Annotated in this window: 9 protein-coding genes; all 9 read right to left on the bottom strand. The window is 52.7% G+C overall.

Translation table 11 applies throughout. The features are described 5' to 3' along the window. Positions 1-14: 14 nt before the first annotated feature. The 9 genes from VMF88_15095 to VMF88_15055 all read right to left on the bottom strand — a co-directional run bounded on the left by VMF88_15095 (position 15) and on the right by VMF88_15055 (position 12,990). The gene (locus VMF88_15095) at positions 15-551 is read right to left on the bottom strand and encodes a DUF1572 family protein (GenBank protein ID HTY12387.1); all 537 of its coding nucleotides are present in this window, start codon (positions 549-551) and stop codon (positions 15-17) included. An 82-nt stretch (positions 552-633) separates the two neighbouring features. Continuing rightward, positions 634-1,539, bottom strand: a complete 906-nt coding sequence (locus VMF88_15090) for a pirin family protein (GenBank protein HTY12386.1) — start codon at positions 1,537-1,539, stop codon at positions 634-636. Positions 1,540-1,698: 159 nt separating this feature from the next. Continuing rightward, the gene (locus tag VMF88_15085) at positions 1,699-3,843 is read right to left on the bottom strand and encodes a YCF48-related protein (protein ID HTY12385.1); all 2,145 of its coding nucleotides are present in this window, start codon (positions 3,841-3,843) and stop codon (positions 1,699-1,701) included. Positions 3,844-4,267: 424 nt separating this feature from the next. Continuing rightward, positions 4,268-6,382 carry a cation-translocating P-type ATPase gene (locus tag VMF88_15080; protein ID HTY12384.1) on the bottom strand — a complete coding sequence of 705 codons (2,115 nt, stop codon included), beginning with the start codon at positions 6,380-6,382 and terminating at the stop codon, positions 4,268-4,270. An 82-nt stretch (positions 6,383-6,464) separates the two neighbouring features. Beyond that, entirely contained in the window at positions 6,465-7,679 is a 1,215-nt protein-coding gene (locus VMF88_15075; GenBank protein ID HTY12383.1) for a hypothetical protein, read from the bottom strand. After that, positions 7,676-8,191 carry a cytochrome c gene (locus VMF88_15070; protein ID HTY12382.1) on the bottom strand — a complete coding sequence of 172 codons (516 nt, stop codon included), beginning with the start codon at positions 8,189-8,191 and terminating at the stop codon, positions 7,676-7,678. The genes VMF88_15075 and VMF88_15070 overlap by 4 nt, the downstream gene beginning before the upstream one ends. Continuing rightward, positions 8,192-8,707: a DUF3341 domain-containing protein gene (locus VMF88_15065; GenBank protein HTY12381.1), complete on the bottom strand. Its 516-nt coding sequence runs from the start codon at positions 8,705-8,707 to the stop codon at positions 8,192-8,194. Between the two features lie 5 nt (positions 8,708-8,712). Continuing rightward, entirely contained in the window at positions 8,713-10,038 is a 1,326-nt protein-coding gene (gene nrfD, locus VMF88_15060) for an NrfD/PsrC family molybdoenzyme membrane anchor subunit (protein ID HTY12380.1), read from the bottom strand. 6 nt (positions 10,039-10,044) lie between these two features. Continuing rightward, positions 10,045-12,990, bottom strand: coding sequence for a molybdopterin-dependent oxidoreductase (locus tag VMF88_15055; protein ID HTY12379.1), 2,946 nt, complete (start codon positions 12,988-12,990; stop codon positions 10,045-10,047). Positions 12,991-12,998: the final 8 nt, after the last annotated feature.

Below are 12,998 nucleotides of genomic sequence, written 5' to 3'. Positions count from 1 at the left end.
GGATAAATATCCTGTCAGCGCGCTTTCGCGCCCATCATCTTTTCGTTGAGTTCCCTGGACTTTTTCTTCGGAACAGTCAAGTTCTGCCACTGCGCCGATCTGTACATTTTTGCAAGAAGAACGATCTGTCCCACATGATAGCTAATGTGGGCCAGAGAACGGTTCGTCGCCTCTAAGACGGAATGCGGTTCGCCCCGGATGGTGACAATTTTCCCGGTATCGTCACCGGTCAATGAACCGAGCGATGAGAAGAGGGCCTGCCAGCCCCGTTCCCAGAGCTGCATCAGCTGACGTCGATCCATTGTTTCCATCTCGAATTCGCCATCTCTGTTTCTCCATTCCTTTTCCCCGTCGGTCGTCAGAAAATCGGTCCACCGGCTGAGTAAGTTACCTCCGACGTGTTTGACGATAATCGCGATACTGTTCGACTCCGGCTCCGGAAGCCGGAAGAATTCCTCATCGCTGATCTGCGCCATTCCCTTGTCCGCGAGCTCTTTGTAGTGTTTGAAAATGGCCGAGGCCGATTCGATTGGATTTGTGCCTGTCCTCATTTTAGAACTTTGTGTTTGATGATCTCGCCGTTGAAAAAGGTCATTCTGGTGTCAGGTCCAGGAAACTGTCGCACCTGATCGATCATCGCTCTTTGATAAATGTTCCGTTATGTAGCTCGGCGTATGCTTGCCGGAGCTGCTCTTGGGTATTCATGACGATGGGCCCGCTCCATGCAACCGGCTCTTCAAGAGGCCTTCCAGAGACAAGCAGGAATCTGATCCCATTCTCTCCGGCCTGGACCGTCACCTCGTCGCCGTTATCAAAGAGGACAAGCGATCTGTTTCCCGCCACGGTCAAATTCGATCTGCCGTCCGAACCGACGATGTCGGTCTGTATAGAACGGGGGTCGGAAGCGGCGCGGAATGATCCCGTGCCATCGAACACGTACGCAAACACGTTCCGGTTCGTTTCAACGGGGAGCGTCTTTCTTTTTCCCGGCGGAACCCAGATATCCAGATACCGCGGGTTTGCGGCGATCCCGTCAACCGGGCCTTTCTTTCCCCAAAACTCACCGCAGACTATACGGACCGTTGTGCCGTCATCATCAACCACTACAGGAATATCCGGTGACGTCACATCCTGGTAGCGAGGCCTGGTCATTTTAAGGTCGGCCGGAAGATTGGCCCACAACTGGAAACCGTGCATCCTCCCGCGATCATCTCCTTTGGGCATTTCCTGGTGTAGTATTCCGCTTCCGGCTGTCATCCATTGAACGTCGCCAGCGCCAAGAGTCCCCTGGTTTCCGAGACTGTCGCCGTGATTCACCGTCCCTGCAAGGACATACGTGATCGTTTCGATACCCCGATGAGGGTGCCAGGGAAATCCGGGGAGATAGTCTTCAGGATGTTCATTCCTGAAATCATCAAGCAGCAGGAACGGGTCAAAATCGGCGGTTTTGCCGAAACCGAAAGCGCGGCGCAAACGTACTCCGGCCCCTTCGATGGTTGGTTCGGCTTGAATAATTTGTTTTACAGGTCGTATTGACATTTTGCCTCCTCAGCTCGCTGCCTGTCCTCGAAAAATGAGGGCAGGCCTTGACCATTAATATTGGTAAGTTCTTAAGAACGTACACGGTAATGTAACAATCCGATGCCGCGAAACGTTTCCGGGAGGTAGACCGTCAATATCTGGAAGTCAGTAATCCCCCTATCTCAACAGGATCAGTTTTTTTGTTTCTGAGTATTTGCCCGCTTCTAGCCGGCATAAATATATGCCGCTTGAACAGCCTTTCGCGTTCCACGTCCTTTCGTGGCTCCCTGCTTCCATCTCCTCATTCACAAGCAGGCCAACCTGTCTACCGAGAATGTCGTAAATCTTGAGCGTAACAAACGATCGCGAAGGCAGAACAAAAGAAATAGTCGTTGACGGGTTAAACGGATTTGGATAATTCTGATCAAGGGAGTATGCACCTGAAGTATTTGCCCGCGCCTCACGCACCGCGACAAGCGATCCACTTACTCCCTGAACGAGAAAACCGCCGGCCCCGGCGACAAAAATACTATTTGGAGTTGCTATTTCGATCCTTGTCCATGCAGCCGAACCGAGCGAGACGGGATTCCATGTCGAACCGCCGTCGATGGTGGAGGAGATATAACCATTGTCTGCGACGACGAAACCGATCAACGTGGAGAGAAATTTGATTTCGTTTATTTTACTTCCATTAACCTTGGGGTCCGCTGCGGCGAAATTCTTGCCCCCGTCTGCCGTTGCGTACAGCATGCCGCTGGAACTGCCAATCCAGGCCCTTTTGTCGTCAAAGGCGAAAATCGCAGACCTATTTCCACCGAGAGAGGCTGCTGCGGGATTGGACCATGTCGTTCCTCCGTCAGTGGTCACAAGCACATTGACCCCGTCAGACCATTCCGTGAGCCAAACAGTACCTGCATTCGGAATGGAGAAACCGCCCAAAATGTCCATGTAACTGCTTGGAGTCTTGTCAGTCCAAGACACGCCGCCGTTTGTTGTACGCCACGTCCCCGCACCGCTCGTGCCGTTAAATGCGTATCCTGTCAACGCGTCCAAAAAGTCATATTTGGGGAAATTCGTACCCGACGGCTCACTCCCGCCATTGGCTGTCCATGCCGCGCCAAAGTTAGAGGTTGTTTCAAAATGATTGGTACCGTTGGCTCCCGAGAGCCGAATCCCTGTTCCGTCATGAAAGATCTGCACATGTTTCACTGCACCGGCATTTGGTGTTTGCCGCCATGTCGCTCCGCCATCAGTGGTGCAATAGGCAGTATCAGTCAACAGGCATCCGCGGAGAGAATCCGAAAAGGAGAGAACGGATGCATCACCCGTAGTAAACCCGTGCCGTAGAGAAGTCCAGCTGTTGCCATTGTCAGTTGTTTCATAAAGAGCGCCCCCTTTGCCGCACACGATACCGGAAACGGAAGATGAAAAGCATGCACAATAAAAATCCCCGGTAATCGTTTGACCGTTGTCAATGTTCCCTCCGATCCAGGGATTCTTGCTGGACCATGTTCCGCCGCCGTCGGTGGATTTATAGACCGTATTTCCCAAGCCTACGACCCATATATTATTTGCATCGACGACTGAAGCATAGCGGATGTCGCCCGAGAGTCCGCTGTTCGAGGATGACCACGTCGCTCCGCCGTCCGTACTTTTTAATGCGGTGCCCCCATCTCCAAAAACAAATAACGACGAGCCGGCCGCACAGATATATTTCAGAGATTGAGTAGTGTAAGAATTTTTGGTCTGCCATCCGGCTCCGGCGGTTGCGGTCTTGAGGATTGTACCCCCGTCTCCTACAACATAGCCTACCATGGCGCTCGTGAACCAAATGCTGTGAAGGTCGTTTCCCGTTCCACTACTTTCGATCCCCCACGTAATGCCGCCATCTGTTGATTTCAATAGAATGCCCTCCGACCCGCATGCCCACCCCGTATCATTTCCGACAAAACAAATGTCAACAAGCTTGTCGGGAGCCGTTACCCAGCCTGAATTATTCCAACTCCACGACCGCCCGTGGTCGGTCGTAAGTCCGACATTTACGCTGCTGCAAACCCATCCGTGGTTAGCGTCCGTAAAAAAGCCTCTGGTCCCGCCAAATTCTGAATTCACCGGCGACCACGTCATACCGGCATCCGTTGTTCTCATAATGTGATCATCAGTGATCGCCAAATATTCTGAAGAAGAAAAAGAAGAGATATCGCTGATGTCCTCCCCGGTGGGTGAAGGGTTGCGCCAAATCCAACTCCACTGGGCCTCTGAAAGATTGACAACTGTCATAACGAGTGCCATCAACAAAAGCAATAGTAATGTGTTTCTCATATGATCCTCCTTGGGTGAGATAGTGAAGCCCATGCGCTCCTAGGTCGGTCATAGCAAATGAAGAAACCTTCCCTTTCTGTACGATCGAAAGAAGGGGGACGAACTGCTTCGAATGTTAATGATGAAGCACTAATCTTCGTGTTGAACAGTGCGAGAAACTACGGAATCCCTTTTTTTGCCGTGGGTAGTGAAAGGGGGATAGTAAGCCAACAGTGAAAGTTGGACTGTGACGAGAGAAGCTTTGAGGTGTGAAAATCTGACCTAAATATCTCTGTAGCGACTTCCGGGAAATGCCCATAATTCCCACCGATCGGCAATTAATTCGTCCGCCCTGCCCACAGGTGAAAATGCGTATCGCTCGGAGGAATTGTAAAGATAAAAGGGTTGGAAATCAAGCCCGATGATCGTCTTCAGAATCTTTCCATTATATCTTGTTCAGCCGCCTGGAGTTGAAGATAATGAACACGCTGCTGATAATCATCGCAAATGCCGCCAGAATTGGATCGAGCAATCCAAAAGCCGCCAGTGCGATGCCAACAATATTATAAATAAATGCCCAAAAAAGGTTCCATTGAATAATTCTGTGGGTCCTTTTTCCGAGAACCATCAGCCACGGAATCTTTGCCAGCTGGGTACCGATAATCGTGATATCGGCATTCTCCTTTGTCAAATCTGTCGCTGAACCGAGTGCAATGCCGACGTCCGCCGCTGCTAATGCCGGGGCGTCGTTGATTCCATCCCCAACCATAACGACCTTCCTGCCCGAAGCTCGGATGTCGTTTATCTTCTGCACCTTTTCGCCCGGCATCAATTCTCCAAACGCAAAATCCACCTGAACTTCCTTCCCAATTCTCTCTACCACGGCTTTTGAATCACCGGACAAAATTCCAACCTCTATTCTATCGTTTCTCAAACTGCCCGCGGTTGGAATTGCATCTTTTCGGAGAGTGTCGGATACTTGGATGAGCCCCTGAACCTTTCCGTCCCAAGCCGCAAATAATAGACTTCTATTATCAACGGCCTCTTCATTAATATTTGTATCAGTTCTCAAATCAGCGCCAACCTGCGCCATCAGATCTTTTCTGCCAACGGCAACTTCCCTCCAACTTCCATCCATCTTCACTTCCCCCTTAATTCCTAACCCGGGAAGCGTCCTAACATTGCGGCATACAGCAAGAGGAATCTCCTTATCCGAAGCATATTGGGCCACGGCCTTTCCCATAAGATGTTCCGAATTACGTTCGAGGGATGCGACCGTCGAGAGAAACACCTCAATGGGACATCCTCCCGGTACGATCTTCACCACTTGCAGATTCCCTTCCGTCAAAGTCCCGGTCTTGTCAAAAATGACCGCGCTGACCAAAGGAAGCTTCTCCAGAATTGCCGTCGATCGGATGAGAATGCCTTCTTCCGCTGCACGGGCAATGGCGATCGTTGCTGCGAGCGGCGTTCCAATTCCCAATGCGCACGGGCATGAGACGACAAGGACGGTGAGCGAATGGAGCAAAGCGTTCGCGAATGTTCCTGCGAACATCCAACCTGTAAACGTCGCTGCGGCGATTGTGATGACAGCGGGAATGAATATGTACGATATCCTGTCGACCAATTGCTGGATCGGCGACCGCGTCCTTTGTGCTTCTTCCATGAGCCGCACGAATTGCGCATGAAGAGTATTGTTTTCTGCCGATGTTACGTTGACCACAATCGCTCCGTCGCCGTTCACAGTTGCGGCAAAGACTTTTGCTCCCGGTTCTTTCGACACCGGCAGCGGTTCCCCCGTGAGGAACGATTCGTTCACCGAGGTCAATCCCTCGACAACAGCGCCGTCGAGGGGGACATGCTCGCCGGGAAGGATCTTGATCTTTTCTCCAACGGCGATCTTCGAAGTTTCTACCTCAAGTTCGCGGCCGCCGCGAATGACACGTGCAACATTGGGACGAAGGTCAAAGAGCGAGTGAAGCGCCGAAGACGTGCGGATTTTGGCGGTTGCTTCAAGATACCTTCCGGCCGTCACAAGCACGATCACCATAGTGCCAGTATCGAAATACAGCGCGCTGCCGCCGGTGAAGACCTGGAACGTCGAAAACCCGTACGCGGCAAGGGATCCAAGGGCGATAAGGCTGTCCATAGAAAGCCGGAATCTCCGAACCTCGCCGACGGCGTTCTTGAAATAGGGATAACCGACGAGGAACATGATCGGCGTGGAAAGGACGAACAACAGTTTGTTCATTGCCGGCAGGATATCCCCTTCGATGCCGAGCCAGGTTCCCTTGCCGGAATACATGGCCCAGCTGAGGATCATGATATTCATGGACAGGAAAGCAGAAAAGCCGAGCCGGAGCAAAAACAGCGAAGCCGTCCCCCCTTCCCCTTTTTCTCCGGTCACCGAATGGGTAAACGAGCAGCCGTAGCAGCAAAAATGAAATTCCGTTTCACCTTGCCGTTGCGTTACTCCCCCCTTCCCCTTTTGGGACCTGCTGTACGGCAATCCGCATTGATCGCAGAGAACGGTACTCGCTATGGAATCTGACACAGGCATGCGTTAAGGCCGCGAACGGAAAAATATGGAGGGGAAAAAAGAAACGACAACTTTGTGCTGACGCACGCTCAACTTTTGCACGTCACGCTTTTTTCCCGGCGAGAGGGACCATCGAAATAAATTTGAACCATGCCAGGGCAAACCCGGCTGCGAACGCCAGAGAAACGAAGAGTTCCATCACGCCGAACGGAAAATCCTGTCCATGCCATATGAACGGGGCAACTGCAAGAAATCGTTCTATGAACAACGATGAAAGAATGATCGAGGCCACGGTCAGAAGAACCGCCGGTCTCTCTTTTGCACGCTTACTGAGGAAAATGGCGAGGGGGAAAAAGAAAGCAAAGACGATATAATACCAGGTGAGAGGCGTCCACATCGGATCGCGGAAACGGGCGAGCAGATAAGGGATCTCCTCCGAAAGGTTTCCGTACCAGATCACTAAATACTGCGACCAATAAAATCCGCCGGAGAGCATACAGAACCCCATCACAAGCCTGCCGAGGTCGTGGAATTGACTCGTTTTGAAATCGCTCTCAAGCTTGAATGCTTTTCGTGCAGCAATAGAAAGGATCGTTATGACAGCAAGTGCGCCGTAAAACCCATGCAGGAAAAAGAGCCAACCGTAGAGCGTGCTGTACCAGTGAGGTGCAAGCGACATCAGGAGGTCGAACCCCAGCAATGAATAGAGCATCGCAAAAGAAATGAGTACTGCGGGCACAAGCTTGGTGATCGCTGATTTGCTTTTGGCCGCTTCATGCGCGTCCCCCTCCCAATTCCTGGTCCATCGACCAGCGAAGCGTTGGAAATTTTCGGGAAGATGAATCCGATAGCGCCCCAGCTCCGGCCGAAGGGATGTCCGGACATATTTGAAGCTCAGCCACATCATAAAGAGAAAGACGACGGCATCACGCGCAAAGAAAAACGGAGTGTTGAGCCAGTTTTCTTTCCCCGTCGCTTCGTGGAGCCACGGATAGATCTCAGACCTCCCGAAGAAAACGCCGATAAAAAGAACAACGCTGACCGGCAGAAAGCTGACCATCGCTTCGCCTGTGCGGCGGAACGGTTCGCCCCATGTCCCGTTGGTCATTCTGTACGCGGCGGAGAAGACCACGCCCCCTTGGGCGATGGCCGTCCACAACACAAAATTGATGTAATAGATCTGCCATGCTCGATGTTCTGATCCCATCACAAGCGCAGCTGCGAACGCGACGGCGCCGATAACAACGAGCGCCCAGAGAATAGTTCGCGTGCGCCGGGGAAGTTCTTGAGAAGGAAATGCTGTCGGTGAATCGTTCATTGCTCCTGAAGTCTCCGTAAGTGCGCAATGATAAGCCATCGCTCGCGCTGGGTTGTATGCTCGTAATACGAGGGCATGATGTTATGCCCTTTGCGGATGACAAAATAGATATAACCGTCCGGCGCTTTCTTGTAGAGCGGCGCGGTAAGATCCGGAGGCGTTTGGAATTTCGGAGCCACCAGCCCATCCCCTTTCGCCGCCACACCATGACAGACCGAGCAATAGGTGTTGAACAAAAATTTTCCAGTATCCTCTGAGGTCCGCGTAAAGACAAATGGATTCTTCAGATGGGTGGCCTGAAGAGAGTCTTTGATCGCCGGCTCGTACCCCGACATCGGAACAGTCCCGGCAACATGCGGAATCGGATCCTTCTGCGGCTTAAACGACGGCTGATAATACATGTCGGTGCGGTATTCGGTCTGTTCCCCGGGCTGCTCGCTTTCACATCCAGCGATCAAAAGAGCCGCGAGGCAGAGAAGGGAAAGAACATATGGAGGATAAGCCTTGATCATCTATAATCCCTGGGATCTCGTCACCGTTTCAGCACCGAGCTGTTTCAACAATTGTTCAAGCTTCATTACATCTTCTGGCAGGCAATAGGCGAGAACGCCGTAATGGTCGGAAGAAAGCCGCTCATCGTACCCTTCGACAATTTTGACCTGCGGCATGCGGGCATTGACCAAAAATCCGATAAAGGTCGCGATCGTACCGAAAAGAATCGTGGTGATATAAGCAACAACGCCGAACGGCGGAATTGAAATGATCGGCTTTCCGCCGACGATGATCGAATAGATCATTGTCGAGCCGATCGTCATCGCCCAGCCTGCTGCAAGTCCGGTCAACCCGCCGACTAGCGTGAAGACGCGCACAGGACTCGGCTTCCGCTTAAGAGCGTGAGCGATCTCATGATGGGGCGTCGGAGAGTAGACTTCGATCTCCTTGAACCCCTCAGCCGGAAGGCGCTTGATGACCGCAAGACACGTGTCAAAGTGAGCAAAGATTCCGAAGCGGTATGTTCGTGTCGGCATCGGCATTATGCTTGTTCCTTCATCGGCGGTTCGATCTGTTCTTTTACCTCCCACATCGATACGACGGGAAGCGTTTTTGAAAAGACCATGAAGAGGAAGAAGAACCAGGCGAAGCTGCCGATCACGATGAAGCTGTCGACGAGGGTCGGCTTGTAGATCCCCCAGGCGTACGGAAGATAATCGTGCGCAAGAGAGGTCACGATGATGATGAACCGTTCGAGCCACATCCCGATCTCAACTGAGATGCAAATTCCTACAAGCCACGGTATGCTCGTCCTGATCTTCTTCGACCAGAGAAGCATCGGTACGGCGACGTTCGTTGTGATCAGAAGCCAGAACGCCCACGCATAATCGCCGGTCATGCGATAAATGAAGATGGCCTGCTCAAATGGGTTGGCGCTGTACCATGCGATGAACAGTTCGATCGAGTATGCAAAGCCGACGACAAGCGCCGTAAAGATCATGAACTTGGCCAGGCTTTCGAGGTGATGTGTGGTGATATATTTTTCGATCTTGAACGCTTTTCTCATCGGGATGAGAAGAAGCACGACCATCGCCAACCCGGAGTGGATCGCTCCTGCCACGAAGTACGGCGCAAAGATCGTGCTGTGCCATCCGGGAATAACGCTCATGGCAAAATCCCACGACACGATGCTGTGGACGGAAATAACCAGGGGCGTCGAAAGCGCGGCGAGGAAGACGTACGCGGCAGTGTAGTGCCGCCATTGATTGTCGCTCCCCTGCCAGCCCATCGCGATCATGCCGTACACTTTCTTTCTCCAGCCGCTCGTCTTATCGCGGACGATCGCAACATCGGGCATCATCCCCAGCGTAAAGAAGAGCGTGCTCGCGGTCAGATAGGTCGTTATCGCAAGTACGTCCCAGGCGAGAGGCGAACGGAAGTTCGGCCACAGGCCGCCAAAGTTCGGGATCGGCAGAATCCAGTGGGCGACCCATACCCTGCCGAGATGAATGAACGGAAAAAGCCCAGCCGTGGCCAGACCGAAGATCGTGACGGCTTCCGCGCTGCGGTAGACCGCCGCACGCCACTTCACACGGAACAGAAATAAAATCGCTGAGATCAGCGTTCCAGAGTGGGCGATACCGACCCAAAAGACAAAGGTGGCAATATACATCGCCCATCCAACCGGATTATTTTTTCCGGCCTCGCCGATGCCGTTCGCGATCTGAACTCCCCACGCATATCCGCCGGCGCAGATCAGCATGAAAAGAACGAGCAATAAAATCCAATACCCTTTGCCCGGCCGTTCCAAAGACTGCATCAGGTCGACGTCCGTCTCCGTGTAATTCAATTTGTACTCTTCATTCATAAGGTATTACGCCTTGATCGCTTTCAAGTATGTCACAGCCGGACGCGTGTTCAATTCTTCAAGCACTCTATAATCGCGCCGGTCCTCTTCTGCGATCAGCGTCGAGACCCTGCTCTTCGGATCTTTCAAATCGCCGAACGTAATGGCTTCCGCGGGACACGTCTGTGCGCAAGCAGGGATGATCTCGCCGTCCCGCACCGGCCGCCGTTCATTCCGCGCCGTATTTTTTCCGTCAACGATGCGCTGGACGCAGAAGGTACATTTTTCCATAACGCCCTTTGAGCGGACGGTAACATCCGGATTCAATTGCCAATTTAGCGGCTCGATCCATTTTGCCTCGAACCAGTTGAAGCGGCGGACCTTATACGGACAATTGTTCGCGCAATATCTTGTGCCGATGCAGCGGTTGTAGACCTGGCCGTTCAATCCTTCCTCTGTATGATAGGCCGCATACACCGGGCAGACCGTCTCGCACGGCGCGTTGTCGCATTGCTGGCAGAGCATCGGCGCAAAATCGGCATGCGGCGCAGAGCTGTGTTCGTCAAAGTATCGCTCGATGCGGATCCAGGCCATCTCGCGCCCATTGGCCACTTCTTCCTTGCCAACGACAGGAATATTATTTTCCGCATAACACGCCGTGACGCAGGCGCTGCAGCCCGTGCACTTGTCAATATCGATCGTCATCCCCCAGCGATGGTTCGGATGTTCATGGTCGGCATACATCGAAGGCGCTTCTTTTTCTCCGCTTTCCGCCTTCTTCGCATGAGGATCAACCAAATCCGCCAGAGGAACACTCTGCACGATTCCGCGTTCATGTTGAACGTCGCTTCCCGAAACCGTAGCCAAAACGAGCTGGTCGGCTTTCTTTAACAACTCGACTTTCATTCCCGCCCATTCAAGCCCCCCTGTCCGTTCCGACGGCTTTGGATCAAGCAGATCGATGGGGTTTTTGCCAACATCGCTTGCATATCTTCCATACTGCGTATGTCCCTGTCCGATTGGAATTGCAACGCTCCCCGGTTTTACGGCCGTGGTTACATGGGCTGGAAGGTCGAACTGTGCGTATGGAGATGAGACCTGAACAGCATCGCCGGTCGCTATTCCTGAAGCGGCTGCATCCTGCGGATGAATCTCCACCCACGAATCCCAGACATTCATCATCATCGGGTCGGGAAGCTCCTGCAGCCAGGGGCGGTTTGCGCCGCGGCCGTCAAAGTAGCTGAGCGACGGATACACGGTCAGTGCAAAGTTCTTTCCCTGTTCGCTATCGACTTTTTTCATCCGTGAAAAGACCGCTGCGCTGAAATTTGCCGCCAGCGCAGTCTTCTTTCCCTGATGTTTTGCCGGTTCCCAATAACCCCCGCGAGCGAGGCTTTCGATCCAAAAATTTTCGAAATCGGATTTGTCCCCTGCTTTGTGTTGAATTCCTTTCCATCGTTCACGAATGTAATCGTACATCGTTGAAGGAATAAATTCCGAGGATTTGCTGATCTTTCTTCCTGTCTCGAGAAGAATATCTCCGAACATTTTAGTCTTGAAGACCGGACGCATCGCCGGCTGCATCAACCCGTACATCCCGGGAGAAGTTTCAACATCCCCCCAGCTCTCGAGCGGAGTATGCGTCGGGAGGATGAGATGAGCGAGCGCCGATGTTTCTGTCATGAAACTGGAGAGGCTGACGGTGAAAGGAACTCTCTTTAACGCTTCGCCAAAATCGAGTCCCTGCGGAGTGCTGAACACCGGATTCGCGTCGGCGACGATGAACGCCGGCACTTTTTCCAGATTGATCTCGTCGACAAGGTTTGCAACCTCATGGTAGGAATTCAATCCTGAAATGCTTGAGTCGTTGAAGGTCACTGTCTTCCCGATGTTGCCGCAGACGTAATTGAGCAAATTAACGGCAGCAACGATTGCCGCTCCGTCTCCCCCTTCAACAGTCGCCCCGCCTGCAACCGCAATGCTTGATTTTGCCCTCGCAAACGCGAGTCCTGCTTTCATGATCTTTTCGGAGGGGATTCCCGTCGCCTTTTCGACCTCGTTGACGGGATACGCGCTCACCATCCCTGCAATGCGCGACGATTCCGCGGGAGACAGACCGCTTGCTGCCTTACTGTCAAGGATAACTTTGACCAACCCGAGAGCAAGAATTCCTTCGGTCCCAGGATAGACCGAAAACCACTCGTCCGCATTTGTGGCCGTCATCGAAAGGCGGGGACCGGCAAAATACAAGGTCCCCCGTTTGCCGTTCTTAAAACCGCGATGCTGTGTGAATCCTTTCGTGAATTCAACGGGTGAAATCCAGGTCTCAAGAAAATCGGCTCCGAACGCAAACACCGTGTCCGCATCCGCAAAATCATATGCAGGCACCTGGCTGATGCCGAACATCAGCTCGTTGGCTTTCTTGATCGATTCATGGGCGAAAGCTTCGTAGCGAAACCGCTTCTTTGACCCAACTGCGCCGAGCCATTTGTCGACCAGTCCGTCGGCAGCACCGCTCATATGCCCCGTCATGAACACGACATCTGCCCCGCGGCCGTTCTTTTGAATCTTCCCCAGCTGGTCGATAAAATATTTTTCCGCTTCATCCCAGCTGATCGTTTCCCATGCTCCGTCCGATTTTTTCCGCAGCGGCTGTTGAAGTCGATCGGGATTGTACAAACCATGCAGCGACGCCTGACCGCGCGCGCACAAAGCTCCCTTGTTGATCGGATGGAGAGGGTTTCCTTCAACCTTTACGGCCCGGCCTTCGCGAACACGTACTGATACGCCGCACCCGGCCGGACATTCCTGGCAAACGCTGGCATACCACACCGCCTTTCCGGGAGTGATATTCTCTTCCGGAATGACATACGGTATCAACGACTTCGGACGTTTAATGCCGCACCCGGGGAGCGCCGTCGCAACGGTTGTCGCTCCCACGATCTTTAGAAAATCTCTTCGCTGCAATTCCATGAATTCTG

Source organism: Bacteroidota bacterium, from assembly GCA_035506275.1.
Lineage (GTDB): Bacteria > Bacteroidota > Ignavibacteria > UBA10030 > UBA8401 > JAGVPT01.
Note: the sequence above shows the minus strand (reverse complement) of the source record. Positions and strands in the feature narration are given on the sequence as shown.

What these genes read in the sequence shown, in the direction of transcription:
- VMF88_15090 (HTY12386.1), bottom strand. Translation starts at nt 1,539, where the DNA reads ATGTCAATACGACCTGTAAAACAAATTATTCAAGCCGAACCAACCATC.
- VMF88_15065 (HTY12381.1), bottom strand. Translation starts at nt 8,707, where the DNA reads ATGCCGACACGAACATACCGCTTCGGAATCTTTGCTCACTTTGACACG.
- VMF88_15080 (HTY12384.1), bottom strand. Translation starts at nt 6,382, where the DNA reads ATGCCTGTGTCAGATTCCATAGCGAGTACCGTTCTCTGCGATCAATGC.
- VMF88_15095 (HTY12387.1), bottom strand. Translation starts at nt 551, where the DNA reads ATGAGGACAGGCACAAATCCAATCGAATCGGCCTCGGCCATTTTCAAA.
- VMF88_15070 (HTY12382.1), bottom strand. Translation starts at nt 8,191, where the DNA reads ATGATCAAGGCTTATCCTCCATATGTTCTTTCCCTTCTCTGCCTCGCG.
- VMF88_15075 (HTY12383.1), bottom strand. Translation starts at nt 7,679, where the DNA reads ATGAACGATTCACCGACAGCATTTCCTTCTCAAGAACTTCCCCGGCGC.
- VMF88_15055 (HTY12379.1), bottom strand. Translation starts at nt 12,990, where the DNA reads ATGGAATTGCAGCGAAGAGATTTTCTAAAGATCGTGGGAGCGACAACC.
- nrfD (HTY12380.1), bottom strand. Translation starts at nt 10,038, where the DNA reads ATGAATGAAGAGTACAAATTGAATTACACGGAGACGGACGTCGACCTG.
- VMF88_15085 (HTY12385.1), bottom strand. Translation starts at nt 3,843, where the DNA reads ATGAGAAACACATTACTATTGCTTTTGTTGATGGCACTCGTTATGACA.